This is a genomic window from Ruegeria sp. P8, assembly GCF_056534665.1.
Genome location: NZ_JBQERC010000006.1, coordinates 61,525 through 87,615, shown reverse-complemented (window position 1 = coordinate 87,615; position 26,091 = coordinate 61,525). Strand labels below are relative to the sequence as shown.

Here is a 26,091-nt window from a genome sequence, read left to right as displayed (position 1 = left end):
ACGCTTCTGCGATACGTTGCTGCAAGATTTCATTGCTCATGGTGTTCACCTCCTTTCCGGTTTGGGATTGAGATCAGTATTCGCTGGGGCACATGATGGTCAGAACGCGGCGCGTCACTGACGTGTCAAACGGCCGGTCGGACCCATACGTGTAGTCCGTGTCGTAAAGATCGATCTTCCAGAACAGCTTCTGGTCACGGACTGTCACCGCCCCAAAGGTGTGATCGCCATAGGGGTCATTGCCCTCGTCAAACTGGTCATCCGACGCCACCGCTGCCAAAGCTGCAGTCTGGAACTCCATCCCTTCACCTGACACGCCGGGCGTGACAAATACCTGACCCTGAATTCCCTTAGAATGCATCTCGATTGCCGCAGTCGGATCGATCAGCGCTTTCCGAAATAGGTCATTCTGGGTCGCAATCTCTGCCGCCTGCAGGCTGGTGTCAGTGTCGATGTCTTTTGTCTTTTCAATGTCCAAAACCGTCTCTCCTTTTGTGGTGCGACCTCTGGGGTTGATCCCCTTTGGTGCTGGTTTTGAGCCGAGCCCTGAAAGGGCGTCGTCTCTAAAACCTGCCCCGTGGCGAACGCGGAGAGGGGCGAGACAGGACCAATCGACAAGAGTGGTGCGGCCCGCAGCGCAGGCGCGCGAGGACACGGTATTGTCTATTTGTCTTGTCCGAGGGGGGAGGCCGCGCCTTCCCCCTTACGGAAGGTAGCGTTTGGCTTGTCCAAATCCCGCCTGACCCACAAGGAAAGGACAAAGGATCTCTGATCCTGCGTGAGCGCAAAAGGGACCGTCACCCGAATGGGCAGATCACCACGGCATGGACCGACCATGACCCAAAGCCCCTGCCCCGGCTCGCAAGAGACGGGTCAGGGGCTACTGGGACAGGGAGATCATTCTGGGGTGTTCTGGGTGGAAGCCGATACGTCGGCTGAAACCTAGAGCCTGCTCACGAGCCGAAAGGCTCGGGATTTGCCACAGAAACAGACTGCAGCCCGAAGTCACTCACCGACCGGAACATACCCTCGACGGAGCTTTTGCTTTTCGAGATTGTGGAGCGCTTCACTAGCCAGGGCTTCGTCATCATACGTCACCATCATGGCTTGCCCGTTCGTGCCAATACGCCCCCAGGTACGAAGCACTGAAACCTCCCCAAACAACGTCGGCTGCAACTCGATGCCATAGAACCGCGCCATGTTGATCTCAGGGTCCACATGGATCAGGTGCACAGGTGTGGTGTCTGTCAGCTCCATGACGCGATTGTCGATCAATAAAGCTCGTCTGTCCAATGACTTTGCTGGAACAGTCAATTGGCAAGGATTCAGAACCGTGATGAAAACATTCGACAACTCAATCTGTCTGATGCTTGCCTCGTACCCATCCAGGTACAGGAGCTCATATTGGCACCATTCCACATTCCGCTGCTGGAACCGTTGTGACCACTGGCCAGAGTAGGTACGGTTTTCTCATATCTTGCAAAACGAAATAGAAGGATGAAGGCAACGTGGCTGAAATCTTGGAAGGCGGATGTTTTTGCGGTGAGGTTCGATACCAGGTCACTGGCAGCGCAGTAATGCAACTCATGTGTTTTTGCAGTGATTGCCTATCGATGACCGGAACGGACGGTTATGCCGGGTACATGATAAAGTCGGAAGACCTGCAGCTGCTGAAAGGCAAACCACGGACCTTTGAGAAGACCTCAAAGGAAGGTCGACCTGTCATCAAGCATTTTTGTGGCACCTGCGGATCAGGCCTGTGGGGCGTGACAGCCTTCGGATTGACGAGCATTGCGGCTGGGACATTGGATGAGCCAAACAACTTCAAGCCAACGAGCAAGGTTTTTGTGAAAGATGCCCCCAACTGGGCCAGGGTTCCCCACCATTTGGAAGAAATGTAGCGTTTGAAGCTTTGGTATCACCTACATTTCTGTCTTGGAGTTGTTCCTCTTGGTGACCCGAGTTGCTACGATTGTCGTTGAGGCAATAAGCAGGACATCGCGATGCGCAATGCAATCTTTTTACCCCTAATGGCTTTGTTCCTGGGGGTCGTCATGGACGTTAAACCGGCGGCGGCCGCGTCACTCGGAACATATGAGGTTTTTGGCGTCGAAGACGGTGACATGCTAAAAATGCGCAGTGGGCCTGGAACAGGGTTCAATGTGATCGTTGGTCTTCCAAATGGAACCGCACTACGAGTTCACGGCTGTGAGCAGACCGGTGGCACCCGTTGGTGCCGCGTCTCTTTGGAGCGCGCGCGCAAGCTTAAGGGATACGTCTCTTGGGCATATTTGCGGAAAATCTAATACGACAGCGATCAGCACCACCATCTTTTAGCAATCATAGAATACCGGCGGAAACGCCCTGACGAATCCACTAGTTGGGCTCACACCCGTCGTCGAAGCGGCTCGCAACATCCCCGAATTCGCTGGGTTCAGGACGGCCCTAAGGCTTTGACTGGGGAGCGCTTGATCGCCTGCACCGTAACGGATTGATCCTGGACCCGGTTGGAAAGGCAAAATCGGTGGTACTGACCGATGAAGGCCTGCGCCGCTCCGAAAAGCTTTTCACAGAGCTTTTTGGGCGGGAGCCAAAGACATAGCATTCGCCATGACAAGTCCCTCCATGTAACGCAGGTCTGCATACGCGTGTGGGCTGGCTGGCGGTTGCAATCTGCGCTAAATCGCCCCTGTCCGGCAAACAGGGAGAAGCTGAAGATGACAACGGGGAACGATCTTGGTGGGCTCATCGGGTTTATCACCCGTGACGAGATTTGGCATGAGCGGCTCGCTGATGTGTTGGACGAGCATTTTCTGCCAGCGCTCGAGGCCTTCGATCTTGAGTTCGAGGATCTGGGCGACTTGCTGGGCGAGGATTGGCCGATGGTCCTGTGGGGTGGTGGCCTGGAAGATTTGCTGGGCAGGACATTCGGAGCGGACGCCGAAAACGCTGCGGATGCTTATCTGAAAGGGAGCGGTTCCAAGGAGAGTGCGCAGACCCGCGCCTATATCAAAGGATTGCGGGACGCGTCGGTCAGCCTTTATGAGGTGAGCGAGGTAGACCCCGGCAGATCCATGGTCTTGCGCAACATGCTTTCGGACGCAGAGCCGGTTACCGTCCGGGAACACAGCGCGACGCAGATGCTGCAGCGATGGGATCGCATCGCAGCTCGGGTTGTCGCACAGGGGGATTATAACGTGATCTCGGGGGCGCTGCTCCCATTCGACCCCGACACCGTCGCGTTTTTTGAAGACGGGCTCCGCTCCGTGTTGAAATTGAACCCCGACGTTGAACTGAGGCTGACACAGGATCAGCTACACCGTTCCGCACCCCTCTTCACCAATGCCTGGCTCTTCGCACATCTGCCGAACCTACTGGATCCGGAACCACCACAAATCAGCAACAGCGATGGCGACAACCTGCTCTTTCACGACATGCGCTTCCCCCTCGCCAGCAAAGTGACGCAAAGCCAGGTATCTGAAAAGCTAACACAGTCCGCAGAACTCGTGATCTCAGGCCAGAAGGATTGGACCTGGCTTGACCTCGACACCCCGTCCGGCACCAAGCACGGCACCGGCCTCGTGTTGGACAAATCAATGTCAGGGGCCTCCGTGCTTGGGTCCCTAGATCTGAAAGGTCGGACACTCACACTTTCTGTGAGCTCTACAGCGCGCGCTGAACGCGGCGAAGCCCTGGTCCGGGACCTCCTGGGCGACCTGGTGAAATCTCCGCTGACATCAATCCAGACCGCCGAACAGATGATGGCGGATGACAGCACGAGTAACGGAGTGGCAGAAGAAGAGGACATCCCCCGTGCCCTTGCCCGTCAGATGGCCCACGAATATCTCGAACAGCATTACCGCGATACGCTTGACCAGCCGATTCCTGCCCTGGATGGCAAGACCCCGCGCCAGGCCGTTCGCAGCACGGCGGGCAGGAAGAAAGTCATAGACTGGCTGAAGACAATCGAAAACCGCAGCGCGCGCCAGACCGGCTCTCCGGTGGCTGAGTATGATTTCGGCTGGATGTGGGACGAGCTTGGTCTGTCAGACTACCGAAATTGGACCAGCGATGGTTCTTGCAAAAACCGTTCCAAAGCTTCGCCTCCTGAACCCATCGACTAACCCATGTTTTCCCGGCTGCGTCTTGCAGAGATGTGGCAAGGGTTATGCTGTCGCTGCGCGTCCAGATGGTTTGCCTCGTGACAGCTGGGGCACAACAAAATTTCAGTCTCCGTGGACACACCGGTTTCATAATCGAAACAGTACTCTTGTCCACATATTTCCAGCACCTCTCCACTCTTGGCCAGTTCCGAACTTGTCACCTCGCAGTGATCACAAATTCCGTCCAAGAGAGCTGATTGGAGTTCAGAAAGAACCACTGTTTTCTGAAAATTGCACACTCTGTCACTCATAACTGCTTCAGGCTTTCACAAAATGGTGAAGAGAGAAAGCTTGTGAAACAAGAATTCAAGGGAATGTGACATAGCCCAATGGGTTCGAGATTTAGTTTCGCCGATCATTGCCTGTAAGCTGCGCGGCGCGTCGAACTTTCACGTCAGCCGCCATCCCACAACAGACCCGCGCACATCAAAATACAACCTGGGCTAGTCCTCCCAGCGAAACGCGTCGTTGTCCGCCTTCACCCGACCAATAGACGGCAAAGCGAAGTGGTTTCCCAGCACAATACATCCCGTTTCCGAGGCGCTTTCCAACAGTTTCCGACGGGATGTCACGGCCATCTCAGCATCGGAATCAAACATAAAATGCCACTCGGGATGCCAGCACTGGGCGGTTGTATGGATTGCATCACCTGTAATCAGAGCGCGCCGGTCGCCACTGGTGATTTCGACCGAGACATGACCTGGTGTTTGGCCTGGCGTGGGGATCAGAGTGACGGAATACACCCTGTCGCAGTCCTAAGGTTCACAGGAGGCCCGAGACAAAGTAGGTTTCTTGTGTAGAGGTAACGGCAATAGGCGTGGATCAGAATGGCGCGACAGCTCCCACTCGAAGGTAACAAGCCCTTTCTGGTTTACGCCGGCACTGGCACCGACCTGATTTTCAATCATGGAATTGAGCTTCCCGGTTTCGCGTCGTTTCCATTGCTGGAAGAACCTGGCACCAGGGTGATACTGGCCGGTCAAATGCAGGCTCTTGTCGATCTGGCCCGTGAAATGAATGTCGGATGCATCCTTGATGCGCCCACATGGATGGCGAACGCCGACCGGGCAGCGCCCTTGGGGTACGATGCAGAGCGGCTCGCCGAAGTAAACAAAGATGCGGTCAGTCTAATGGAAGACGTGCGCCAAGCTGCCGCTCGCGATGATGTACTGGTGTCGGCCTGCATCGGCCCGCGCCATGATCCTTACGCCGACATCCCGCCGGTACCCGTCGAAGATGCACGTCAATACCACGCCGCTCAAATGCACAGCCTGAAAGACACAAGCCTCGATCTGGTCACCGCTTATACATTCAACCGCCCAAGCGAGGCAGCGGGATGCATCCTCGCCGCCCGGGACGCTGAACTGCCGATCATCATGTCTCTGGTTGTTGAGACAGACGGGTGCCTGGCAGACGGGACCAAACTTGTGGACGGAATTGACCAGATCGACGCAGCAACCGACTCGGCGGCGCTGTTTTTTATGGTCAACTGCGCTCACCCTACCCATTTCGCCGGAGCGCTTGGCAACCACCCCCGGCTGAGAGGCCTTGTGGCGAACGCTTCGAGTTGCTCGCATGCGGAACTTGACGAAGCAGATGAGCTGGACGAAGGCGATCCAGCTGAACTTGGTAAACAGATTGCCGCGATTGCGAGGCAGAATCCGTCGATCCAAGTATTTGGAGGATGCTGCGGTACCGACATGCGCCATCTGAAATCGATGATCAGCGAACTAGCATAGCCAACTTGGTTCAATCTGAGCGATAACGCTGAGATCTAAGGTGATCCCGTAATTTCTTTCCACAACTTGTTAGGAGATCGGCCCAGACCTGCCGTTGGCTGGTGCTCGCATTTGCCGCGCTGCGGCCCGTCAGACCGGACTTTCGCCGCAGGTGCACGATCTGCTCGCGCTCGAACTCACAGTCTGCGGACAAATCGCTCTTTCGCTGCGGCTGCGCCAACGGCGGCTTTGGATGAATGGGGCCGGTCACAAACGGTCGTCTTTTACCTCAATCTGATTTTTTATCCCCAGAGAGAGCCTAAGCTGGCAACCTCCTTTGCCGACGCAGAAGAACGTAAATCGTCCCGATGATTGCGAGGTTGATAAGGCCGAATACCGTCGCGTTTGCAAATGCCCAGAAGTAGGCACCTGTTATGTCGAAGGTAAGACCACCCTGCCAACCTCCAGCGGCGTGTCCTAACCAGGCAAAGGCAAGCACAATTCCAGTTGCCGAGGCACGCCGTGACGCGGGCGTGAGCACACGCACCGATACCAAGACGCCGGTCATCACGCCCCCATACCCAAATCCATAAAGGACGGCGAATATCCAAAAAGCCTGAAGTGACCCCAACAGCATGAACCCGAGCATCAGGGCGGTTTGCCAAGCCGTTGCCAGCATCCAAGCACGAAGAGGCCCAATCGTGTCGGCAAGCCGCCCGAAGAAAATTCGTCCGGCAATGGCGGTCACAAGCATGAGAAGCAAAGGTCCGCCCGCTTCGGCACCCACACCGCACACAATCTGGATAAGAGGCACCAGGTGGATCAATGGAACGGCCATTCCAGCACAACACCCCAACACCGCAACGGACAAGGCCGGAAGAACAAGGCGAGGCGACAAAGCCACGCTATCATGGCCTTGCGACGCTGCATTATCGCCGTGCTTCGGGGGATCAATCATCACGAAAGACAACGGGACAAGGGTCAAGGCGCAGAGTATCCCAAGATACGTCAAGGCCCCCTGCCATCCGACCGTTTCGATCAGATACCCTGAGCCATAGGGAACGAGACCTTGGCCCACTGCCTGGCCTGCCGATGCAATCCCAATCGCCAGTCCAGCTCCGGTTCTGAACCAACCGCCAACCAAGGCGATGACTGGTGCAAAAAACGCACCGCCACCTAACGCTCCTGCGACGAAGAACAGCGTATAAAACTGCCACAACGCGGTCGCATAGGCCGAGGCAAGCAGAGCCAAGCACATCGCCACGGCTCCGACCAGGCACACGGTTCGCGTCGCCAGATTGTCGGCCAGGAAACCCATGAGGATACCGCCTATTGCGATACCGATCAGCCCGAAGGAGTTAATTGCTGCCGTCTCGGCTCTACTCCAACCAAACGCGTCCTCAAGCGGGACAAGAAACGCCGACATACCGTTCACAAGGGTGCCCATGGCAATTGCCAGAATTAGGGCGGCTGAGAATGCAACGATCCATCTGAACCTTGGCTCGGGTGTTATGGCATCTCCTTTCATGCAAATGTTCCTTTCGCAAGCCTTGAAGAAAGTCGTTGATTCAAGTGCTAATTCGCCTCAAAAGGTGTGTCACCTCACTAGTGAGTATACATGCGGAAGGCAGCGATGACGCAAGAAAGCACCAAAGAGAAAATCGTCAAATCAGCATATGCGCTCTTTCGGCGAGAGGGGTTCACCCGTGTCAGCGTGGATGCCATCGCGGAACGGGCAGGCGTGACAAAGCGAACGGTGTATTATCATTTCAAGAGCAAAGACGACATCGTCGCTGAAGTTCTAACCGATCAGCACGAATACCTCTTGCGACAATTTCAGGACTGGGCGGGATCGGCAGAGCAGACACCCGTGCAGCTCGTACAAAACCTCTTTTTACGCCTCCATGAATGGGCAGAAAAGAAGCCATTTCTTGGATCAGGTTTCACGCGAATTGCATCCGAGCTAGCCGATAGGCCTGGGCATCCGGCCCGCAAGGCGGCCAGTTCCCACAAGGTCTTGGTTGAACAGTGGCTCGCCGAACAACTCACGAAAGCAGGGCACGATAACTCCGGAAGCGCTGCTCGTTCCATCGTAACACTGATTGAAGGATCAATGATCCTTGCTTTGATCCATGGAAACACCGAATACATCCAAACAGCAGGACGGGCGGCTTGCGAGCTCGCAAGATTGCAGGAGCTGAATGCCTTCTCCTCAACAACTTAGGATTGCTTTGCCTGGATCGAATGTTGTCAAAAACGGTCGTTTTTGCCGGTGACAGAAACGTACGAGTTTTGGCCAATCCGCTGCAGTTACAAACTCTTTTAGGCACGAATAGCCATTCCCGAAAACCGGATATTCATTGACAGCACGGAATCCCGCAGACCAAGCTTTGATATCAAGCAAACAGTCGGCAAAGGAGAGATGCATGTCTTCTGGTTGTTCCGGTCGCTGTCTCTGCGGCAATGTAAGTTACAACACCGGTAGCGATCCCCTTTGGGTTACGGTCTGCTATTGTCGCTTTTGTCAGCGCGCCACGGGCTCGGACAGGATGATTGAACCGATTTTCGAGCGCGATTCTTTCACGTTTTCGGGCGATAATCCCTCTATCTACACGCTCCCTTCTGAAGGCAGTGGTAAGGATATCAATGTCCATTTCTGCGACAAATGCGGCACGAAACTTGCCTTGACCTTCGAGCGATGGCCCGACCGCATTGGAATTTACGTAGGAACTTTGGATGATCCGGTATCGATTACGGTAACCCCGGAGAACAGCAAGCATATCTTTGTTTCCGAGGCCCGTCCCGGAACGATTCTGTCACCAGGTTTCAAGACTTTTGATCGCCACGCCACCGAAAACGATGGCACACCGATTGAGCCAACAGTTCATTCCTCACCATATTTCGTTGCGGACTGAAGCACACTGCACTGTGCCGTGCGCGCGACCCGACCGGTGCGTGCAGTTGACAATAACCCCGTGACAAAACCGCCCCGGCAAAAACGGTCGTTTTTGGTTGGTTTCAGTTGTGCAACCAGAATGCGAGCAACTCAGTCTTCGAACCGTCCAACCATGAACGGCTCTGGATGTCTCTTTGCCTCATTCATGGAACCATCAAGCGCTTTTGCGTGGCCAGAGTAAGTATCAAACCCTGCGGGTATCATCGTTCCTCGGGGTGCCTCGGATGTAAAAAAGTATCCCACATTTTCTGGGTCGCGTCGGAACCAATTTGGGTCATCAAACGATCCAGAGAATATACCGACACAATCTGGAAACCTGTCCGGCCTCAAAAACATCGAAGTCCCGCAGTCTTCGCAGAAATGAATGTGAACTGGTTGTCCACTACCGTCAGATATGTAGGTGTACTTCTTGGTTTGGCCCTTTGTCAGGTGGAATTGATGCTCCCGAAACATGCTCTCGACATTGTAGTCTGAGCCAGTGAGCCGTTGACAGAAGGTGCAGGAGCAAACGGCCACATAGTATGGTTCGGCGGAAACCTCATACCTGACCGCGCCGCACATGCAGCCGCCAAGCTTGGAAACGTCTTCTTGTGTCATCCAGTGAAGTTATCATCGCACGGCATGTTTGTCTGCTGCTTCCAGTTCTTAGGCAAACTGGTCGTCTGCAAATATTGAAAACCATAGATTTCGCTTGATGTCAGCGAACCACATTTTCTAGGGCTACAGCCCAGTCTTCGAGATGGCTATCGTAGTAGGGTCCCTGTTCCGACTTGAACGTAACAAGGCAGTCACCGTCCAGGACGTAAAGACGTTCTGGCTCTCCAGCATAATCCGCGTTTATTCGGTTGTCTGGCCAATCAAGCACGACCGGACTTCTGAATCCGTATGCCTTTCGCCAATCATTAGCGACTTTTGCACGGTCCTCCAAACTGATGGGCTGGGCATACATCACTCCGGCGGCTCTATTCGACTCGGTGTTCCAACCATCAGTTGGATGCGCCTCCAACACATAGACAAACACGAACTGAACCCGTCCGCTGTATTGTTCAATCAGTTGCTTCATCCTATCTGATTGGCGACGAAAAACCGGGCATGTGTAACACCCAAATATCAGTGAGACAGGAGAGCCGCGAAGATCAGAGAGGCTCAGCAGTCCGGAAGAGATGCCTCCATCGGCGTTAAGAGTGTGAGCGGAAAAATCTGGGGCTGCTTCGCCCTCTTGAGCCCTGCACTTTTCCTCTTGGTCTGCTGCGATCCTGAGGTAGTCGCGGAAAGCAGATTTGCTCAAGCCCATGGTGTCTTCGAAATCGGCTTCCGTCATGCCATCCATCTGGTCTCGCATTTCAAAAGCAATTCTGCTCATAAAGAAAACCCTCCTTCCCCGCACCTTAGCAGGAACCAACGCACGCTCGAAAGATAAGTCTGCAAAGGCGAAGTCTGCGTAGGAAACGACGCTCCGTCGGTTTGTGTTCCGAGCCGACCTTCGTCGATGGAAGTGCTGGCAGCCCAAAGTTGTTTGAATTTACAACCCGCGTGTCAAAAACGGTCGTTTTTGTCACAGCCGTTGCTGACGTCAGAATCATTGGAAAACCTTGTGCCACAAACCCTTGGCAAAACTGTCTTTGATGTTGTCACGTTTTTGGCCGCCCATAAGAAGCGGTCGTTGGTGCAAGCCGCAGCATCAGGTAAATTGGGCTCGAACCAGACATCGGAGGCGGCACAGGATCCTGAGTGGGAGGTGGTCTTCAGACCACCACTCCGGCCCTTTGCGGCCCTTCTCCCCGCTTGCAGTCTCCGCAGTGCGGCGTCGCCGGACCTGCCATTCGCTGCGGCCGCACATTCTCAAGAACGGCAAATGCCGGCAGAGCGGACGAAGCGCAGGTCTGGGAAATTCAAAATTTTTTGGCAGACTTCAGGACGCCTTGGGTTTCCAGAAAATCCATCGTGTATATGCGAATGTGATCAGCGGCAACGACTCAAGTGTTTGTGTTTCGGTTTCCCCGGAAGCTCTTTGGTGAAGAGCCGGTCCACTCCCTGAACGCACGGCGAAAGCTTCTCGGCTCTTTGTATCCCAGCATTTCGGCGATCCGTTCGACCGGAATGTCCGATTTCTGAAGCATTTCGCGCGCCTGCTCCTCGATGAGCATGGAGCGGATTGTCCTGTATGCCGTCCCTTCCGCCCTAAGGGCCCTCTGAAGTGACCTGGGGCCGATCGCAAGATGGGCCGCAACTTTGCTCTCGGAAAGCACACTTGTCGGAAGATGAGCGCGCATGATTTGCAAAACCGCGCCTTCAATGGACTGAACCGGCTCAACCCCCATGAGCGCACCCAGGTCCCCCAATGTAATAGTCTTCCGAGACTGCAAGGGGTGCGGGTTTCGCGTGTCAAGGTCGCAAAGCCGAAGCGCGACGGACGGTGACTGGGCTCCCGTCCTAACAGGTGCGCCGAACAGATCTGCAAGCTTTGACTTGTCGTCACTATTGCCATCGGGAAGTTCAAACCAATCGGGCTGCCAGTCCGTGCCGAGGAAATGCCTGGCCAACTTGGAAATAACGAACAGCGCCCCTTCGTCGAGGTGTCGGTGGCCGACGACCGAGAAGCCTTTCGAGTCTCGTCCGACGACAACGTGCGTGTCAGTCTGTCGGATCACGATTTCAGAGCCAGGATGCGTCAGCGACAGCGCGCGTCGCCCGCGGTCAAGCGCAGATCGCAGATCCGGTGCGCCCAGCACGTAGTTCGCATAAGCTCCGTAGGCCAAGTAGTCGAAGGCCCAGCCAACCCTGGCACCCAGATGGCGATCGCTTATCATGCGGGCGACGGACTCCAGAATGACGGCCTCAGCAGCGTAGGAAACAAACCCGGTTCCTTCTGACAGCATCTTACGGTCAAGACCAGCCGTTCGGAGCGCACTCTCGACGACGTGTTTCGGGACGAAGCTGTCAAGAATGTCCACGACGTGCGCCAGTTCGATGATGTTGACCAACTTCTGTCTCATAGCGTCTCTTTGTCACAAAATGACCGGTCGCACTATGATAAAACGCCAGGAAAACGAAGACTTGAGGGGCGACTCATGAAAGGTAAACAGTTGGCAAACCGCATATTTTTGTTTCTTGCATTCCTGGCCGCGATCGTCTCTGGTCCCGCTCATGCCCAAAACTTCGACACCACAGTGGACCAACTTGCCGACAGCAGGGAAATCCCAGTCACGGTAGACAACTTTATCCGTGCCGCGACAGATATCGAGTTCGGCAAATATGTTGCCCTCGCTGGAGGGGTAAACAAGTTCTACCACTTCCGCGAAATGATGCCCGTCCATGCTCAGACCACCATCAGCGCGAACCGGGACACTCTCTATAGCGCCGCGATCATAAATATCAGCAAGGGCGCGACGGTCACCCTTCCGGATGTCGGCGACCGCTACATGTCGGCGATGGTCATCAACCAGGACCACTACCTGAACAAGGTCTTGCACGGTGGCGGCGCCTATACACTCGATATGGACACGTTTGACACGCCATATGTCGCCGTCTATCTGCGCGTCCTGCTGGATGCGACCGATTCCGCGGACCTGGCCGCCGTGCACGCAATCCAGGACCAGATGTCGATCGACGCTGCCTCGTCCAAACCCTTCATCGTCCCGCCCTATGACGAAGAGGGCTATTTAGGGCTCGTAAGGGCCGCCGTCGGTGTCGGCGCCTACCTTCCGGACAGTTTCCACATGTTCGGCAAGAAGGAGGATGTCGATCCAGTGCGGCATTTCATTGGGACGGCCGGTGGCTGGGGTGGGTTGCCCGAGGATGAGGCACTTTATCTCGGAATCTCGCCGAACCTGCCGGTCGGGAAATACAAGATCGAAGTGCCGGCCGACGTGCCCGTCAAGGATTTCTGGTCGGTCAGCCTCTATGATGCAAACCGTTATTTCGCGCCGAACGCGATGGACGCCTATGTCATCAACTCCGTCAGCGGGACGTACAATGAGGACGGCTCGATGACCGTGCATCTGGGCGGCTGCGAGGACGGGCGCGTGAATTGCCTGCCGCTTGTCGAGGGGTGGCAATACACCGTGCGGCTCTATCGTGCAGCGCCGGAAGTGCTGGATGGAAGCTGGGTCTTCCCGGGTGTCGAGCCCGCGAACTGACAGAAAGGACAGAAAAATGAAACACCTTCTCCTTGCCGCTGCCCTCTGCGCACCCGCACCAGTTATCGCCGAAGATATCACGATCCGGAACCTCATGCGCGCCGAGAGCGATACGATGTTCCGGCTCACTATGAAGAACAACGGAACAGGTGTCGGCGAGATCGCCCATGAGCGCGAGGTAACCTCCGCCGACAAGCCGCAGCCAGTCATCCGGCCCAACCAGGACACCTTGTATTCGTCCGCCCTCATCGATCTGTCCGAGCCGGTGACGGTGACGCTGCCGGAGGGCGACGGACGGTTCCAGTCGGTGCTGGTGATCAGCCAGGACCACTACAACTTTGCCTATGCCGAACCCGGTGCATACGAGCTGACCGAGGACGAGGTCGGGACCCGCTTCGCGATGCTCCTGTTCCGCACCTTCATCGACGCGGGCGATCCCGACGATACGGCGCGCGCCCATGCGGTGCAGGACGGAATTCGCCTCGAAGGCGGCGGAACCGGCCCCTTCGAGGCTCCGGACTGGGATCTCGACGCCCTTGCCGCTGCACGGAAGGCGGTCAGTGACCTCGCCGCTGCCGTCGGCCTTGATGCCAGCATCGCCTTTGGCCGCCGCGACGAGGTGGACCCGCTGGGCCATCTGATCGGGATGGCGGGCTGGGCGGGGCAGCCGGCCACGACGGCCAGCGCCTTTGTCGACGCCGTCGATAGGAATGACGGCGCGACCCCCCATGCCGTGACGCTGCAAGACGTGCCGGTGGACGCGTTCTGGTCGATCACCGTCTACGACGCTGACGGCTTCCTCGCGCCCAACGATTTGGGGCGGAACAGCTATAACAACACCTCGGCCACCCCGAATGAGGATGGTTCCTTCACCATCCATTTCGGTGGCTGCGAGGATGACCGGATCAACTGCATCCCTCTTACGCCGGGCTGGAACTACACGGTCCGGCTCTACCAGCCACGCGCCGAAATCCTCGATGGCAGCTGGACCTTCCCGGATGTCCTGCCCCTAAACTGATGACGCGACGGCCCGCGCACCGCGTGGGCCGATCGACGAGAGGAAGGAGCCTTCGATGTTGAAAAAGCCACCTGTCCAAACGACCAGTTGCGCCGTCTTCCTGGCGTTTTCCTTGGCGAACAGTGCATTAGCCGAGGATAAGCCGCGCCTCATCCTCCAGATCACTGTGGATCAGCTGCGGGGCGACCTGCCTTTCCGCCACTACGACCAATTTGGCTCGGGCGGATTCCGCTATCTGATGGATCAGGGCGTCTACTACGACAACGCCCACCACGCCCACGCCAATACCGAAACCGTCGTCGGCCATACCACGCTGGCCACCGGCGCGCATCCGTCGGCCCATGGCATGGTAGGCAACCTCTGGTACGACCGCGCCACGGGGCGCACTATCTACAATGTCGAGGACGCCGACTATCCACTCCTCACTCGGGGCGCGGACGTGAACCCCGACACCGAGGTCGACCCCACCCAGCTTGCCGCCAGTTCCGATGGCCGTTCGCCCCGCGCCATCCTGACCACCACCTTTTCCGACGAGCTGTCCATCGCCACCCAGGGCCGCGCCAAGGTCTTTGGCGTCTCGGTCAAGGATCGTGGTGCCGTCTCGATGGCGGGCCACACCGGCAAGGCGTTCTGGTTCTCCAAATCCGCCGGGGAATTCGTCACCTCCAGCTATTATTACGACGGCTACCCGGATTGGGTGACCGATTGGAACGCTAAGGATTTCCTGCAAAACTATCTCGGCACCTCGTGGCAGCTGACCCATCCCATCGATAGCTATCTTTTTGGCGATCGCGACGATCAGGATTGGGAAACCGATCTTGCCGGGTTCGGGCGCACCTTCCCGCACCCCTATTCGATCGTCGATCCGCTTTCGTGGAAGAACGATCCCTATTTCCCCACGCTGCTCACCTTCAGCCCTGCCGGGGACGAGATCACCGCCGATTTCGCCAAGACCCTGATCACAGCCGAGGGCCTGGGGCAGGATGATGTCACCGATTACCTCTCCGTCAGCTTCTCGGCGACCGATTACATTGGCCACGGCTTCGGCCCCTCCAGCCTCGAGGCCGAGGAAAACCTGCTCCGGCTCGACCGCACCCTGACCGATCTCTTCGCCTTTATCGACGCCGAGATCGGGCTCGAGAACACCCTGATCGCGCTGTCCGCCGATCACGGCACGCCCGAGGCGCCGGGATACCTGGCCGAGCTGGGAGAGATGGGCGGCTACGTCAACCCCGAGCACTGGGCGACCCAGCCCGCCGCCGATCGCATCCGCGCGCGCTTTGGCCTTAGCGATCCGCTGATAGCGGGCTATGACCACCCCTACCTCACCCTCTCGGAAGAGGTGCACAGTCGCGACGACATCGACCTTGTCGCGCTGGAAACCGCCATCGCCGAAGAACTGTCGGCCTTCGAAGGTATCGCCTTCGCTGTGCCTTCGTCCCGCATTCGTACGGGCGCCCTGCCCGACAATGCGCTGATGCGCGCCGTGGCCAACAACTACAACCCCGACCGCTCGGGCGACATCTATCTGGTGACCAGCCCCGGCTGGTTCATCAACGATTTCGACGGTCTCTCGGTCACAGTCACCCACGGCTCGCCCTGGCGTTATGACACCCACGTGCCCATAGCTTTTGCCGGTTTCAGCCTCGCGCCACAGCGGGTCTCGCGTCGAGTGCATACAGTCGATCTGGCGCTGACGCTTGCCGCGGTCGCAGATACGCGCCCACCCGACGGCGCCGCAGGAGAAGTGTTGGGGGAAGTCGTCGGGTACTAGGCGCCTCGCGGTAATGCAAAGCGGAGACAGTAACTGGGTCGGATTGAATGTCGGCTTCCAGCTTTTCGCGCTGACAGGTTCGCGGTAGCAGAGATGGACCGCTTTCCGGTTTTAAAGCGGGCAAAGGCGATGCTACGCTGTGTGAAGCAAGGCACTTGGGTTTGTCGGTGGTGTGGGGATGACCTGCCCGACTATCGCAGGACTGAAGCGCGGTATTGCTCTGAGGGGTGTAGAAAACGGTCAGCGAGGGCGCGCAGGAAAGTCAGGAAAAGCACTCAGGAAGTGTAAAGATCCAATGGATATCTGGTTTGGTTTCGGCACTAGCCACACTAAGATTACCCTAAGGTTTCTACTCTTTCCCCATGAAGCCCAACGCGCCTTCGTTTTTCAAAATCTCAATTGCTGTATCAAGGGCCGCTTGGTCCGAATTGAACTTGTCGTCCCAGACATAACTGGCGTCTTCATGGTCCACCACTTCCAACGTCCATTTGTCCTGGTTGTCCAAGCGGTAGATTTCGATTTCAAACCGATACCCGTCTAAAAGCACAGCCTTGCACCTGTCTGACATCACCAGCTTCGGTTCATCTACATTCATGTCCGTGCCATCCTGACTATAAGCTCTGTGGTTTGGCGGACTTGCGACAGCCTGTGGGTTTCCGTCCGTTTCCAGAATATGCTGTAACACCGCATGCCCGACAATTCCAAGCGCGCAGAGTTTCCTTGTCCTGCGTGGTTTTTCTCTTCCAGCGGCACGAGACTTTCTCTTTGTTTGCCCCGAATACGCGGAGCATCAATCGCAAGGTCAAATACAGTAGGATGACGCCCAGAAGTATTCCGGCGATGAGCCAAAAATCCGGGCCACTACTCTGCACCGAAATAGATTTCAAACCGCCTCCAATAGGACACTAACAACCAGCCAGATTTTCCCATGATTTGGCCGGTATCGATAATGCGTCACCCCCAAATTCGTACCCCTTCAGTGAATGGAAACAACCTTACATTTACTCAGCCCGAAGCGGCGTGTGAGCTTCGCTGCCTTCAGCGCCTTTACCAAACGGCCGCTGAAAAACAGGCTCCACGCTAGGCATGGATCAACCCACAAATCGGGCCCCTCCAAGGCTATGTCTGCAACAACAAAGTCGAAGTCTTTGGGCTTCATACCCTGTTTGATCCAAGTATCTGGTTTATTCCCCAAAGGTTTGACCATATTCGACTGATCCGGAACAAACGCCGTTTTCTGTTCGCCAAGGGCAAGTGTAAAATACTCACCTTCAACTGGTGTCACACGGTCGTGTTGGCAAACGTTCAAAGGATAGATTTTCGTTTCTCCCAGTTCTGCTTCGCGAAGTACATCCGCTACCGCGCGAGATATGACGGGACCAGCAGGCCCGTTGAATATGTCGGGAAGTGCCTTGAGCTTTTTATACGGGTACAACCCAAATATCATATCCGGAAAGGCGTCACGGGATTGGACTATCCCGGCTTTGTTTCTTTCTGTAACTGCACCTGCGGTCGGCAAGTCATTTAAAGCCTGCTCGGAGGTAATGGGCTTCATCAACGTTGTGTCATACATGACCTGGCTAAACCAGACGCCTTCATTCTCTTCCACTAATCACCCATTCTCAAAATCGCAAACTGGATCAAAAGATAGTATTTAAACAAATCAAAGGACAACGAGTATGTCCGGCAGTGGTGGTGCGACGCGCCGAACTCGTACCCCCTCATTGAAATCATAATCCCCATCAAGGCGCGCCGCTCCGCACTGATATTTGCGGAGAGTGTTCAAATTGCGTCCTTGAGATGAAAAGTGCGTTGGCGCTCCGGCACTCGGAAAGTGCAGTTCAATACTCTGGCGGTTCGATGAAGTACTCGTGGGGCGACGCGCCGAACTCAACAACCCCCTCAAATCCAGATGGAAAAACTGGAACGCTCTAAAATCAACACGCGCCACCCACGGACAGAGGATCGCATTGCGGCAAAATTGTGTCCACATCTCGTTTTGAAACTCACTGTTTGCCCATTGGAAACAAACTTTTTCGGTGAAGTTAGAAATGTTACGGGAATCCCCCAATTTCGGGCTTTGCTTGAGTTGGATAGATTGGGATCAGAATAACCACTTACCCCCTCGTGACGAAGATAGGGGCTGGCCTCGACCCCCTCAGCCAGCCCTTATTCCTTTTCTGGCCACCCCGGCAGATTTTTTGGAGCAGGAACGTCATTCCGAACCAGCCAGTCACGCATCGCCGCCCAGTGGTCCTGCGACCCAGCTGCGTATCTCTGTGAATGTAAATCGGCTATCTGTTGTCCAAGGGAAGGCCACAAGTGTAGCTTGACCCAAGCGGCGATCCGCACCTGGGCCAAAGCACATGGGTCGGTCGTCATGATGCCGTCAGTTCCGAGAGCGGGGATTGATACATGCTGAAAGGAACGTGCCACTGCGGCGAAGTTGGCTGGACTCTCGATGCTGTGCCAAAGTCGGTCACGGCCTGCAATTGCACAATCTGTCGGCGTTACGGTGCCCTTTGGGCCTACGGGCACATTGGCTATGACATTCAAACTACCGGGAAAACAAGTACATATCTGCGTCGCGATAGCGGGGATATCCATTTTCACTTCTGCGCCAATTGCGGGTGTGTGACGCACTACGTTGCGTGTTTCTCGGACGAAAACGGCCGCAAACTGTCTGCGGTTAATGTTCGAATGTCTGATCCGTCACCAATCAGTGAGATTCCAATCCGTCACTTCGAGGGGCACGACAGCTTTCTAGAACTTCCTCGTGACAGCCGAACTGTAAAGGACATGTGGTTTTGACGTGCTTCCAGGCAGCGGACATTGGAGCGACTGCTGCGAAGGCCCTTTTCGTCGTCGTCCCGCAGGGCGAATGATATGCAAATCGTTCGCTGCCGCGAGAGTGAGAAGTCAGTTCCGTTGACCTGAATGCTCCACCCTTTGGGCTTTTCATTCATCCGTGCCGACATCAGAGGCAACGCAGTATTAGCTGTCGCACGGCGAGATGATACATCGGGGACGGCCCGGAGCCGTCATTCGCCAGGACGGTCATCACCGCATCGCAGCATTCCCGAACCGGTCGTCCGTTGTATAATACAGCATGGCTTCTCAGACCAAGGTCAGCAGTGCGCCCATCCAGAGCGTCCGCTGGGAAAGCAGACGGCGCCCGAAGGTGGACAGTGATCTGTATCATGCATCTGGGGCCAGGAAATTTGGTTGACCACGTCAAAGATCAGCGAAAGATTTTATTGTATCGTGGGCTGTGTGCATGCTCACGAATTGCGATTCGAAGTCCAAGGTCAAACGCTTCAAATCGATTGGAAACACGGGCGTCTTGATTAAGGTGATAAATGTCTAGCTGATGCCTATCTATTTGTGAGGAATTCGCTTTGGACCTGCCGGTTGTAAAAGATACTGATGACATGGGGGAGCGCGGAGTTAGCCTTGTCACAGAAGCTATCCGCAAGACAGGCCATATATTCCGTCCAAATGAAAAGCGAGATTTCGGGATTGACGGACAAGTCGAAATTGTCGTTCAGGGTCCAGTCAACCGCCATGCGGCAGGTTGCTTGATCGCAATCCAAATTAAGTGCGGCCCAACTTATCTCAAGAACGATATCGGGGACGCTTACGCCCTCTATTGTTCAAAGGCACATGCCAATTACTGGGAGGGTCATTCTCTCCCAGTCATCGTTGTTTTATGCGACCCCTACGCAGCTGAATGCTATTGGGCCACGGTGGATAGCGCGTCTTTGGTCAGAACGCCGGAGGGCGCCAAAGTTATTGTACCCAAAGCCAACAAGCTCAGCGCTTCCGGTGCTGCTCTCGTAGAAATTGCACAGACAGGAAAGTTAAAAGTGTCTTCCTCGTGCTCGCAGTCCTTCATCTTTCCGCTGAATAACAAATATGGCCTTAGCCTGGATGAAGAAGAGTTGGGGGCATTATGTGGGGAGGTTTCCCTTGCTCTTAATCAGGCCGAAACCGTGGCGATCGAAATCAATTTTGAAATTGAAGCCTTCGTTGCGAACGAGGCAGATGTCATCCGATCAAGCAATGCTCCGACGGCAGACCAACGTAAACGGCTTGTCGAACTTGAAGACATGCGCAAATGGTTCTCGGAAAGAAAAAAGTGGTTGTCGAAGGGAATCAGGATTTTACTAAACGAGGATTATGTTCGCTCCGGTTATATTGATATTACTGACTTTTCTGCGGCTTCTCAGTCTATATGCGCTTTTGTTCATTATTTTATGTTCGAGCGTGTGGGCCAGGACAGGCCCCATGCTCTGGTCTTGAACGCATTTCCTGACGACGGCTCAAATGGCTTGGTTGCCAATATTTTTCTCGATGATCAAGAGCGGAATGCCTTCCTCAGTCAACTTGGCACCAAAGGCAGCACAGAGCCCCTGAAATGGCCTGGCTACATGTTGGGAGAATTGGGGGGCGATCTCATGCTCAAGCGTGGCCTTCCGGCAGTAGTGACGGCTCTCTTGTTCTTTCTAGATAGGAATAACCTCAACGAGAAGGAATTCTTCTCGGGTGCCACTAAACCGCTTTATGCTTGGCGGTTGGGGCTTGCATGAAACTGGTTTAGGGCGCGGCCTTTTTTGTGGGCACCCACAGCCATGTCGATCGAAAGTTAGTCGAACGCGCCTACACAAATAGAGGATGTGCGCTTGGCGGGCGTGTCCGCAATTGCCCCGAACTTATCCGAAACCGGCCCGTCCCTTCACGGCCCTTTGCGGACATCCCAAACACGTTCGTGATGCTGCAGTCGCAACCCGCATAGCAGACATTGATAAACCAGTGTCGGGTCAAACGCGATCGTCTCCTGCCCCTGGACGTGCTGGCCATAGATCTCCTGTCAATTGACAATTCTAGAAAGGAGGTTCGGGCAGTCGCCGCATCTATTGAAACGTAATAAACCACTTGTTTAATTAACTAACTAGTATAATAATACCCTATGACCAAAGATGACCGACTAGACGCCGCGTTTTCCGCCCTTGCGCATCCGGCCCGCCGGGCAATTCTGGCACAGCTTGCGCAAGGATCAGCCAGCGTGAACGCCTTGGCAGAGCCGTTTGATATGACCTTGCCTGCTGTGTCGAAACACATTCGGGTGCTGGAACGCGCCGGCCTGATTTCGCGACAGAAGGACGCCCAGTTTCGGCTATGCAAACTCGAAACGGCGCCAATTCAGGAAATCGCAAGTTGGACCGAGAGGTATCGGTCGATTTGGGAGGCACGCTTTGACACGTTGGACACTCTTTTGGCGGACATGAAGGAAAACGAAACATGAGCGAAGAGAACACCTGGGTTCGGATCGAGAGGGTATTTGATGCGCCAATCGATCTTGTGTGGAAACTGTGGACCGATCCGGTCTTGTTCAAACAATGGTACGGCCCAAACGGCATGTCGGTCCCGACAGCCGAGATGGATGTCAGAGTAGGCGGAACCCGCAAAGTCGGCATGGCGATGCAAACACCAGAGCGATCAATGGAAATGTGGTTCACCGGCGTCTACAAAGAGGTCAGCGCGCCTGGTCGCCTCGTCTATACAGAAAGTATGTGCGACGCCGACGGCACCATTATTTCACCGCAGTCGATGGGGATGCCGGAGTCCTTCCCGGACATCACTGAGGTTATCGTCGAGCTCAGTGAGGTGGACGGCAAAACGCGCATGGTCATGGTCCATGTGGGTGTTGGCGAAGGCACCGCTGGCGCTGGAGGTTGGAACCAGGCCTTCGACAAGCTGGCAGCCTTTGCGCAGTCGCTGGGCGATGAGCGGTCATAACATGCGCGAACTTGCGGTTATCACCTTTGTGACTCTGGACGGGGTGATGCAGTCGCCCAGCATGCCCGAGGAAGACCCCTCTGGCGGCTTTACGCAAGGCGGATGGGCAGCCCCCTATTGGGAAGGTGTGATGCCGCATGTTGAACGCGTCGCCATGTCGGAACCTTACGACATCCTTTTTGGGCGCAAGACCTACGACATCTTTGCCGGACACTGGCCAAACGCGCCGCGTTCTGATCTTGGCGATCGGTTAAATGCGGCGCGAAAGTATGTGGCCACCTCGCAGACGCTACCATTGAGTTGGGAAAACTCACACTCGTTGAGCGGCGACGTGGCTGAAGCTGTGCAAGAGTTGAAGGACCAAGACGGGCCGCTGCTTCAAGTCCATGGCAGTTCTGCGTTAATCCAAACACTGCAAGCCCATGATCTGATCGACGAGTTTCGGATCTGGACGTTTCCCGTTGTCGTCGGCACGGGAAAGCGGCTGTTCGAAGGCACCGCTTTGCCACGCGCCTACGCTATGATACGGACTGAATCTCTTGGAGACGGGGTAACTCATCAGTGTCTCAGGCGGACGTGACTGTTGTTCGCCCTGCCCCGCGAAAAATCAAGCCCAGGGCCAGTGCGAACAGGCCGAACTGCAAACACAGATAGAGTGTCTCCATCAAGATGAACGTACCTGCTTGCGGCACGTTTTGCTTAGCCACCAGCGCCAGCACATGGCTTGTCCAGAAAAATAGCCCCAGCAAGGCTGCGAATGTGACTGCCCGCCTTAGACCGCTGCGACCGAACCGAAACATAGGGTAAATGGCTGCCAACACGGCACCCTGGATACCCATCGACGCCAGACCGACAGCGATGTTCGGCTCGCCTTCGAAATATCCGAAGCTCATGTACCTGTCTTTGAACAGGACCAAATGCCAAATGATGGCCAGGGGAAAAACGATCAGAGGATAGGCAGCGGCAGCCAGGATCTGTTGCTTCAACATGTCGGGTCTCATGCCCCCTCGCCCCGCTTCCAAAGAGCCATTGGGCTGCCGCCGGGATCGCGGATGAAACTTGCATCCCCTGCTGGGCCTTTGACGTTTTCGGCAATGATACTGGCACCGCTTTCGCGCGCGCGACCTGTCGCGGCCTCCAGATCATCAACCTCAAAGTAAGGCACCCAGCCGGTGATCCCGTCCATCTCATTGCAAGTGGCGGCGAAGGGCATGTCGCCCCCTTGCTCGGTCAGAAATGTCATCGAGCCGATATCTTTGGGCTGCCATCCAAACATCGATTGCAGGAACACGGTCGTTTCTAGCGGCTTGTTCGTCATGTTGTCGTACCAAACGAAGGGTGCAGGCATTTTTCTCTCCACTTGCATTTTGCAAGTAATTTAATACTTCGGCCACTTGCATATTGCAAGTACATTTCGGTCGCCTATATCTGCATCATGAACTCGAACGAAAAACCTCAATGGAACGGATGCCCCACCCGCTATGCCGCTGGCATCGTCGGCGACAAGTGGTGCTTTCTTTTGCTGAGGGATGTCCTGCTGCACGGCAAGCGCACTTACCGCGAGTTCCTTGCCTCGCCCGAAGGCATCTCGACCAACATCCTTGCGAACCGACTATCCAAGCTTGAAACGCTGGGCATGCTGACCCGCGAAGCCGACCCTCGCAAAGCCAGCAGCGTTTGCTATTTTCCGACACAAAAATCCAAGGATTTTCTACCCGCCTTGGTGTCGATGATGGTTTGGGCGACGCAGTATGACGAGGTCACCGAAGCGCCCGCCTCATTCGCGGAAAGCTTTTCCAACGATCCTGCCGGAACGATCGCTTGGTACGAAGCAGAAATTGACCGCGTCGATCAGGCGTTACGATCCAGCTGACCGATTGACCCACCAGTCGTGCATCGATGTGAACACGGGGGCCAGCGCCAGTCCATCTGCGCTGGCAGAGTATTCAACCCGGGGCGGCACCTCGGCATAGACTTTTCTGGTGACCAGCCCGTCAGCTTCCAACGCGCGAAGCTGGTTGGTCAGCATCGTCTGAGTGATGCCGTCGATGGATTTGCGCAATTCGCCAAAACGCTTGGTGCCCTGAAAGATCAGAATCTGCAGAATAAGCAGCTTCCATTTGCCGCCGATCATCCCGATCACCCGTGGCGCGGGGCATGTGCTTTGGTCGGGAACAGCCGGTTGAACGGCATCAGCAAGGGCCTCGGACATCTTGTTTTCCTCAATAGTATCATTTTCGATAGTATAGCAAAAAATTCTGCCTACTTTTCAGATCATACCGTGGTGGCTATGTCTCTGCAAACACCCACCCACGGAGGAATGTGAGTATGTCCCTGGAAATCTGGACCGTAAGCGGTGCCCCCAGCCCCTGGCGTGCGACCCTTGGAATGGCCTTCAAGGGCCTCGATTATGACGTCCACCTGCTGTCCGCCGCACAAAAAGAGCACAAGTCAGACGCCTACCTTGCCATCAATCCACGCGGCACCGTACCGACCGTGAAAAACGGCGACACGACCCTAAGCCAATCCGTTGCGATCCTGGCTTGGCTGGATCGGGAATACCCGGCCAAACCCTTGTTTGGGGAAACACCGCTGGACGCAGCGATGATCTGGCAGCGCACCATGGAGATTTTCGACTATCTGCCAGATGCCACAAGCGGTGTGCTGTCGCCCATCTTTTTCCAAGGCGCGGATCAAGCGACCGACGACCTGAAAATCGCCAGCGAAAGGCTTCGGTCCGAACTTGCGAACCTAGCCGACATCTTGGCCGAAACCCCATTTCTGTCCGGTGAACGCCCGGGGGCGGCTGACGCTGTGGCCTTTCCCCATGTGCGACTGATCCAACGGGCCATGGAGACGAAGCCAATGATCATGCAAGCGCTTGACTTGCCGGACCTGGCGACCGTGTCGCCTGATATCGCGGATTGGGTTGGGCGGATCGAAACCCTTCCAAATGTCGCCGCAACCTTTCCGCCCCATTGGGCCGACGCTGCTTAAGGACAACCAAGATGACCGCACCAAGCTATACAAAGTCCATAGACGTCAAGGCATCCGCCTCCACTGCATTCGACGCGGTAACTAGGGGTGTCGCACATTGGTGGACCCGACCCGATCAGCCGCTGAACAACATCGGGGACCGCGCTAAATTCACCTTCCCACCCGGCGTGTCCTATTGGACGTTCGAGTTGACCAGCACTGACCAACCAACACATGTCGAATGGACCTGCGTCGATGCCCTGCACATCCACGAGGGCCAACCCAAAGAGATTGAAACCGAGTGGCTCAACACCAAGGTGCTGTGGCAAATCACCGAACAAGAAGGTGGCTCTAGAATTGAGATGCGGCACCAAGGGCTCACCCCCGACTTGCTATGCTATGATGTTTGTGAGGCGGGCTGGGATATGTTTTTTCTGGGCAGCCTCAAACAATACCTCGACACAGGGCAAGGCAAGCCTCACCAAGGATAATCCGGGCGTGAATTGGAAAGGACTAAGTTTGGCCGCCTCAGATCGCCGCAGAAGCGTGAAAGTCCAATTGAAGGCCGCTATTTTTCTGGGCCTTTATGCCGCCGGATGGCTTGCCATTGCGCTGTCGTCGCCGCTCGCAGCCGATGCAGTATATGTCGAGCTCAATGTAACTGCCGGAGGCGGCGAGATTGAAAGCACGACGATTGTGATCAAACGCCTGTCTGATGGCCAGCTTTGGGTCGCAAATCCTGTCCGCGCCCAACAGCAATTTTCGCCAGCCTCCACGTCCAAGATCCCACACAGCTTGATTGCGCTGGAAAATGGATTGGCGACGCCCGAAACTGTGTTTCAGTGGGACAGTGTTCCACGAAGTAACCGCGCATGGAACCAGGACCATTCACTCGAATCCGCGTTCCAATACTCGGTGGTTTGGGTCTATCAGGAGATTGCCCGAGCCGGGGGACAGGCTGTGATGGCGCACGGGTTGAAGAGCTTCCAGTACGGAAATGCAGATGTCGGCACCATCGACCAGCTCACCACCTATTGGCTGGACGGAACACTTTCAATCTCGGCGCAGGAACAAGTTGCGTTCCTGTCGAAACTTGCCCTGGAACGGTTGCCACTGTCTAAAACTACCTATGCGGCGGCCAGGAGCATCATGGTAAGCGATTTCCATCCAGATTGGACCATGCGTTCCAAGACCGGTTGGTGGTACAGCAAAACGGATATGGACATCGGATGGTTCGTCGGCTGGCTGGAATGCGCGAGCGATAATTATGTCTTTGCTCTGAACATGGATATGCCAGACACAACATATCTCTCAAAGCGAAAGGCAGTCACGTACCGTGTTCTCCAAGACATCGGGGCCTTTGACTGCGAATGAACGGCCCGGAGCTGCCGTTCAATTTGCTTGCGCGATGCTGAAGTCGCAACCTGTAAAGCGGCCGTTCGCTGCTCTTGCGAAACTCTCCGACGATTTCGCATTTCCCGCGATCGATTGCGAGTGCGTTAGAGTTACGCCAGCAATTCTGTTCTCACTTATGTATCTAGACTTGAT

Annotated in this window: 30 protein-coding genes and 1 pseudogene; 19 read left to right on the top strand and 12 right to left on the bottom strand. The window is 55.5% G+C overall.

From position 1 onward, the window contains the following. Positions 1-73: 73 nt before the first annotated feature. Together ACR0BZ_RS10265 and ACR0BZ_RS10260 are read right to left on the bottom strand one after the other, a co-directional pair. Positions 74-478: a DUF3768 domain-containing protein gene (locus tag ACR0BZ_RS10265; protein WP_152460664.1), complete on the bottom strand. Its 405-nt coding sequence runs from the start codon at positions 476-478 to the stop codon at positions 74-76. 527 nt (positions 479-1,005) lie between these two features. Then, entirely contained in the window at positions 1,006-1,257 is a 252-nt protein-coding gene (locus tag ACR0BZ_RS10260; protein ID WP_170418006.1) for a WGR domain-containing protein, read from the bottom strand. A 251-nt stretch (positions 1,258-1,508) separates the two neighbouring features. On the opposite strand from ACR0BZ_RS10260, the gene ACR0BZ_RS10255 reads away from it, so the two are divergent. From ACR0BZ_RS10255 to ACR0BZ_RS10240, 4 genes and pseudogenes are all read left to right on the top strand, one after another. Then, positions 1,509-1,901, top strand: a complete 393-nt coding sequence (locus ACR0BZ_RS10255; protein ID WP_152460663.1) for a GFA family protein — start codon at positions 1,509-1,511, stop codon at positions 1,899-1,901. 102 nt (positions 1,902-2,003) lie between these two features. Next, positions 2,004-2,306 carry an SH3 domain-containing protein gene (locus tag ACR0BZ_RS10250; RefSeq protein ID WP_152460662.1) on the top strand — a complete coding sequence of 101 codons (303 nt, stop codon included), beginning with the start codon at positions 2,004-2,006 and terminating at the stop codon, positions 2,304-2,306. A gap of 155 nt (positions 2,307-2,461) precedes the next feature. Further along, positions 2,462-2,602 (top strand): annotated as a pseudogene (locus ACR0BZ_RS10245) (DUF6429 family protein); the annotation flags it as partial. A gap of 115 nt (positions 2,603-2,717) precedes the next feature. Beyond that, complete coding sequence (locus ACR0BZ_RS10240; protein ID WP_174819503.1) at positions 2,718-4,124, top strand: DUF7986 domain-containing protein; 1,407 nt, start codon at positions 2,718-2,720, stop codon at positions 4,122-4,124. 482 nt (positions 4,125-4,606) lie between these two features. Here the strand turns inward: ACR0BZ_RS10240 and ACR0BZ_RS10235 are convergent, their stop codons facing one another. Then, positions 4,607-4,906 carry an MBL fold metallo-hydrolase gene (locus tag ACR0BZ_RS10235; RefSeq protein ID WP_170417797.1) on the bottom strand — a complete coding sequence of 100 codons (300 nt, stop codon included), beginning with the start codon at positions 4,904-4,906 and terminating at the stop codon, positions 4,607-4,609. An 84-nt stretch (positions 4,907-4,990) separates the two neighbouring features. Here ACR0BZ_RS10235 and ACR0BZ_RS10230 point away from each other — a divergent pair, with 84 nt between their 5' ends. After that, positions 4,991-5,902, top strand: a complete 912-nt coding sequence (locus ACR0BZ_RS10230) for a homocysteine S-methyltransferase family protein (protein WP_170417800.1) — start codon at positions 4,991-4,993, stop codon at positions 5,900-5,902. A 298-nt stretch (positions 5,903-6,200) separates the two neighbouring features. Here ACR0BZ_RS10230 and ACR0BZ_RS10225 read toward each other — a convergent pair whose 3' ends face one another. Continuing rightward, positions 6,201-7,409 carry an MFS transporter gene (locus ACR0BZ_RS10225; RefSeq protein ID WP_480920143.1) on the bottom strand — a complete coding sequence of 403 codons (1,209 nt, stop codon included), beginning with the start codon at positions 7,407-7,409 and terminating at the stop codon, positions 6,201-6,203. Positions 7,410-7,514: 105 nt separating this feature from the next. Here ACR0BZ_RS10225 and ACR0BZ_RS10220 point away from each other — a divergent pair, with 105 nt between their 5' ends. Next, positions 7,515-8,105, top strand: coding sequence for a TetR/AcrR family transcriptional regulator (locus ACR0BZ_RS10220; RefSeq protein WP_480920142.1), 591 nt, complete (start codon positions 7,515-7,517; stop codon positions 8,103-8,105). 202 nt (positions 8,106-8,307) lie between these two features. Then, positions 8,308-8,796 carry a GFA family protein gene (locus ACR0BZ_RS10215; RefSeq protein ID WP_480920141.1) on the top strand — a complete coding sequence of 163 codons (489 nt, stop codon included), beginning with the start codon at positions 8,308-8,310 and terminating at the stop codon, positions 8,794-8,796. Positions 8,797-8,927: 131 nt separating this feature from the next. Here the strand turns inward: ACR0BZ_RS10215 and ACR0BZ_RS10210 are convergent, their stop codons facing one another. From ACR0BZ_RS10210 to ACR0BZ_RS10200, 3 genes are all read right to left on the bottom strand, one after another. Then, positions 8,928-9,398: a GFA family protein gene (locus tag ACR0BZ_RS10210; protein WP_480920155.1), complete on the bottom strand. Its 471-nt coding sequence runs from the start codon at positions 9,396-9,398 to the stop codon at positions 8,928-8,930. 136 nt (positions 9,399-9,534) lie between these two features. Next, a complete protein-coding gene (locus ACR0BZ_RS10205) occupies positions 9,535-10,200 on the bottom strand; it encodes a deiodinase-like protein (protein WP_480920140.1) in 666 nt (221 codons plus the stop codon). A gap of 613 nt (positions 10,201-10,813) precedes the next feature. Further along, positions 10,814-11,833 (bottom strand): helix-turn-helix transcriptional regulator, encoded by a 1,020-nt coding sequence (locus ACR0BZ_RS10200; RefSeq protein WP_480920139.1) that lies wholly within the window; start codon positions 11,831-11,833, stop codon positions 10,814-10,816. Between the two features lie 75 nt (positions 11,834-11,908). Here ACR0BZ_RS10200 and ACR0BZ_RS10195 point away from each other — a divergent pair, with 75 nt between their 5' ends. Genes ACR0BZ_RS10195 through ACR0BZ_RS10185 form a run of 3 tightly spaced genes read left to right on the top strand, consistent with a single transcriptional unit; the run spans position 11,909 to position 15,768 of the window. Continuing rightward, the gene (locus ACR0BZ_RS10195) at positions 11,909-12,976 is read left to right on the top strand and encodes a DUF1214 domain-containing protein (RefSeq protein ID WP_480484744.1); all 1,068 of its coding nucleotides are present in this window, start codon (positions 11,909-11,911) and stop codon (positions 12,974-12,976) included. A gap of 16 nt (positions 12,977-12,992) precedes the next feature. Further along, on the top strand, positions 12,993-13,994 hold the full coding sequence (locus ACR0BZ_RS10190; RefSeq protein ID WP_480920138.1) for a DUF1214 domain-containing protein: 1,002 nt from the start codon (positions 12,993-12,995) through the stop codon (positions 13,992-13,994). A gap of 55 nt (positions 13,995-14,049) precedes the next feature. Beyond that, a complete protein-coding gene (locus ACR0BZ_RS10185; RefSeq protein ID WP_480920137.1) occupies positions 14,050-15,768 on the top strand; it encodes an alkaline phosphatase family protein in 1,719 nt (572 codons plus the stop codon). Positions 15,769-16,117: 349 nt separating this feature from the next. On the opposite strand, the gene ACR0BZ_RS10180 is transcribed toward ACR0BZ_RS10185, so the two are convergent. Then, complete coding sequence (locus tag ACR0BZ_RS10180; RefSeq protein WP_480920136.1) at positions 16,118-16,363, bottom strand: hypothetical protein; 246 nt, start codon at positions 16,361-16,363, stop codon at positions 16,118-16,120. A gap of 381 nt (positions 16,364-16,744) precedes the next feature. Further along, entirely contained in the window at positions 16,745-17,377 is a 633-nt protein-coding gene (locus tag ACR0BZ_RS10175) for a hypothetical protein (RefSeq protein ID WP_480920135.1), read from the bottom strand. Positions 17,378-18,183: 806 nt separating this feature from the next. On the opposite strand from ACR0BZ_RS10175, the gene ACR0BZ_RS10170 reads away from it, so the two are divergent. From ACR0BZ_RS10170 to ACR0BZ_RS10150, 5 genes are all read left to right on the top strand, one after another. Next, entirely contained in the window at positions 18,184-18,579 is a 396-nt protein-coding gene (locus tag ACR0BZ_RS10170; protein WP_480608158.1) for a GFA family protein, read from the top strand. A gap of 587 nt (positions 18,580-19,166) precedes the next feature. Then, positions 19,167-20,357 (top strand): DUF4365 domain-containing protein, encoded by a 1,191-nt coding sequence (locus ACR0BZ_RS10165; protein ID WP_480920134.1) that lies wholly within the window; start codon positions 19,167-19,169, stop codon positions 20,355-20,357. A gap of 380 nt (positions 20,358-20,737) precedes the next feature. Then, positions 20,738-21,073 carry a metalloregulator ArsR/SmtB family transcription factor gene (locus ACR0BZ_RS10160; protein ID WP_170797342.1) on the top strand — a complete coding sequence of 112 codons (336 nt, stop codon included), beginning with the start codon at positions 20,738-20,740 and terminating at the stop codon, positions 21,071-21,073. Beyond that, the gene (locus ACR0BZ_RS10155; protein ID WP_480495810.1) at positions 21,070-21,567 is read left to right on the top strand and encodes an SRPBCC family protein; all 498 of its coding nucleotides are present in this window, start codon (positions 21,070-21,072) and stop codon (positions 21,565-21,567) included. Before ACR0BZ_RS10160 ends, ACR0BZ_RS10155 begins: the two co-directional genes overlap by 4 nt. After that, positions 21,554-22,147, top strand: a complete 594-nt coding sequence (locus tag ACR0BZ_RS10150; protein WP_480920133.1) for a dihydrofolate reductase family protein — start codon at positions 21,554-21,556, stop codon at positions 22,145-22,147. The genes ACR0BZ_RS10155 and ACR0BZ_RS10150 overlap by 14 nt, the downstream gene beginning before the upstream one ends. On the opposite strand, the gene ACR0BZ_RS10145 is transcribed toward ACR0BZ_RS10150, so the two are convergent. Further along, positions 22,134-22,556: a hypothetical protein gene (locus ACR0BZ_RS10145; RefSeq protein ID WP_480495806.1), complete on the bottom strand. Its 423-nt coding sequence runs from the start codon at positions 22,554-22,556 to the stop codon at positions 22,134-22,136. The two genes, ACR0BZ_RS10150 and ACR0BZ_RS10145, sit on opposite strands and share 14 nt — an antisense overlap. An 8-nt stretch (positions 22,557-22,564) precedes the next feature. After that, entirely contained in the window at positions 22,565-22,915 is a 351-nt protein-coding gene (locus tag ACR0BZ_RS10140) for a VOC family protein (protein ID WP_480495805.1), read from the bottom strand. An 87-nt stretch (positions 22,916-23,002) separates the two neighbouring features. Here ACR0BZ_RS10140 and ACR0BZ_RS10135 point away from each other — a divergent pair, with 87 nt between their 5' ends. Then, entirely contained in the window at positions 23,003-23,440 is a 438-nt protein-coding gene (locus ACR0BZ_RS10135) for a winged helix-turn-helix transcriptional regulator (protein ID WP_170797352.1), read from the top strand. Here ACR0BZ_RS10135 and ACR0BZ_RS10130 read toward each other — a convergent pair. After that, a complete protein-coding gene (locus ACR0BZ_RS10130) occupies positions 23,426-23,779 on the bottom strand; it encodes a winged helix-turn-helix transcriptional regulator (protein ID WP_170797354.1) in 354 nt (117 codons plus the stop codon). The two genes, ACR0BZ_RS10135 and ACR0BZ_RS10130, sit on opposite strands and share 15 nt — an antisense overlap. 116 nt (positions 23,780-23,895) lie before the next feature. Between ACR0BZ_RS10130 and ACR0BZ_RS10125 the strand changes: the two genes are divergently transcribed. Genes ACR0BZ_RS10125 through ACR0BZ_RS10115 form a run of 3 tightly spaced genes read left to right on the top strand, consistent with a single transcriptional unit; the run spans position 23,896 to position 25,917 of the window. Next, positions 23,896-24,564 (top strand): glutathione S-transferase family protein, encoded by a 669-nt coding sequence (locus ACR0BZ_RS10125; protein WP_480537500.1) that lies wholly within the window; start codon positions 23,896-23,898, stop codon positions 24,562-24,564. A gap of 11 nt (positions 24,565-24,575) precedes the next feature. Then, entirely contained in the window at positions 24,576-25,034 is a 459-nt protein-coding gene (locus ACR0BZ_RS10120) for an SRPBCC family protein (protein WP_170797358.1), read from the top strand. Positions 25,035-25,041: 7 nt separating this feature from the next. Next, complete coding sequence (locus tag ACR0BZ_RS10115) at positions 25,042-25,917, top strand: penicillin-binding transpeptidase domain-containing protein (RefSeq protein WP_480920132.1); 876 nt, start codon at positions 25,042-25,044, stop codon at positions 25,915-25,917. Positions 25,918-26,091: the final 174 nt, after the last annotated feature.

Excerpts from the sequence above, each read along its gene's own strand:
- ACR0BZ_RS10140 (WP_480495805.1), bottom strand. The coding sequence starts at position 22,915 with ATGCCTGCACCCTTCGTTTGGTACGACAACATGACGAACAAGCCGCTA.
- ACR0BZ_RS10210 (WP_480920155.1), bottom strand. The coding sequence starts at position 9,398 with ATGTGCGGCGCGGTCAGGTATGAGGTTTCCGCCGAACCATACTATGTG.
- ACR0BZ_RS10220 (WP_480920142.1), top strand. The coding sequence starts at position 7,515 with ATGACGCAAGAAAGCACCAAAGAGAAAATCGTCAAATCAGCATATGCG.
- ACR0BZ_RS10185 (WP_480920137.1), top strand. The coding sequence starts at position 14,050 with ATGTTGAAAAAGCCACCTGTCCAAACGACCAGTTGCGCCGTCTTCCTG.
- ACR0BZ_RS10205 (WP_480920140.1), bottom strand. The coding sequence starts at position 10,200 with ATGAGCAGAATTGCTTTTGAAATGCGAGACCAGATGGATGGCATGACG.
- ACR0BZ_RS10120 (WP_170797358.1), top strand. The coding sequence starts at position 24,576 with ATGACCGCACCAAGCTATACAAAGTCCATAGACGTCAAGGCATCCGCC.
- ACR0BZ_RS10145 (WP_480495806.1), bottom strand. The coding sequence starts at position 22,556 with ATGTTGAAGCAACAGATCCTGGCTGCCGCTGCCTATCCTCTGATCGTT.
- ACR0BZ_RS10200 (WP_480920139.1), bottom strand. The coding sequence starts at position 11,833 with ATGAGACAGAAGTTGGTCAACATCATCGAACTGGCGCACGTCGTGGAC.
- ACR0BZ_RS10125 (WP_480537500.1), top strand. The coding sequence starts at position 23,896 with ATGTCCCTGGAAATCTGGACCGTAAGCGGTGCCCCCAGCCCCTGGCGT.
- ACR0BZ_RS10225 (WP_480920143.1), bottom strand. The coding sequence starts at position 7,409 with ATGAAAGGAGATGCCATAACACCCGAGCCAAGGTTCAGATGGATCGTT.
- ACR0BZ_RS10180 (WP_480920136.1), bottom strand. The coding sequence starts at position 16,363 with ATGAATGTAGATGAACCGAAGCTGGTGATGTCAGACAGGTGCAAGGCT.
- ACR0BZ_RS10155 (WP_480495810.1), top strand. The coding sequence starts at position 21,070 with ATGAGCGAAGAGAACACCTGGGTTCGGATCGAGAGGGTATTTGATGCG.
- ACR0BZ_RS10260 (WP_170418006.1), bottom strand. The coding sequence starts at position 1,257 with ATGGAGCTGACAGACACCACACCTGTGCACCTGATCCATGTGGACCCT.
- ACR0BZ_RS10135 (WP_170797352.1), top strand. The coding sequence starts at position 23,003 with ATGAACTCGAACGAAAAACCTCAATGGAACGGATGCCCCACCCGCTAT.
- ACR0BZ_RS10130 (WP_170797354.1), bottom strand. The coding sequence starts at position 23,779 with ATGTCCGAGGCCCTTGCTGATGCCGTTCAACCGGCTGTTCCCGACCAA.
- ACR0BZ_RS10170 (WP_480608158.1), top strand. The coding sequence starts at position 18,184 with ATGCTGAAAGGAACGTGCCACTGCGGCGAAGTTGGCTGGACTCTCGAT.
- ACR0BZ_RS10240 (WP_174819503.1), top strand. The coding sequence starts at position 2,718 with ATGACAACGGGGAACGATCTTGGTGGGCTCATCGGGTTTATCACCCGT.
- ACR0BZ_RS10160 (WP_170797342.1), top strand. The coding sequence starts at position 20,738 with ATGACCAAAGATGACCGACTAGACGCCGCGTTTTCCGCCCTTGCGCAT.
- ACR0BZ_RS10215 (WP_480920141.1), top strand. The coding sequence starts at position 8,308 with ATGTCTTCTGGTTGTTCCGGTCGCTGTCTCTGCGGCAATGTAAGTTAC.
- ACR0BZ_RS10250 (WP_152460662.1), top strand. The coding sequence starts at position 2,004 with ATGCGCAATGCAATCTTTTTACCCCTAATGGCTTTGTTCCTGGGGGTC.
- ACR0BZ_RS10195 (WP_480484744.1), top strand. The coding sequence starts at position 11,909 with ATGAAAGGTAAACAGTTGGCAAACCGCATATTTTTGTTTCTTGCATTC.
- ACR0BZ_RS10190 (WP_480920138.1), top strand. The coding sequence starts at position 12,993 with ATGAAACACCTTCTCCTTGCCGCTGCCCTCTGCGCACCCGCACCAGTT.
- ACR0BZ_RS10150 (WP_480920133.1), top strand. The coding sequence starts at position 21,554 with ATGAGCGGTCATAACATGCGCGAACTTGCGGTTATCACCTTTGTGACT.
- ACR0BZ_RS10230 (WP_170417800.1), top strand. The coding sequence starts at position 4,991 with ATGGCGCGACAGCTCCCACTCGAAGGTAACAAGCCCTTTCTGGTTTAC.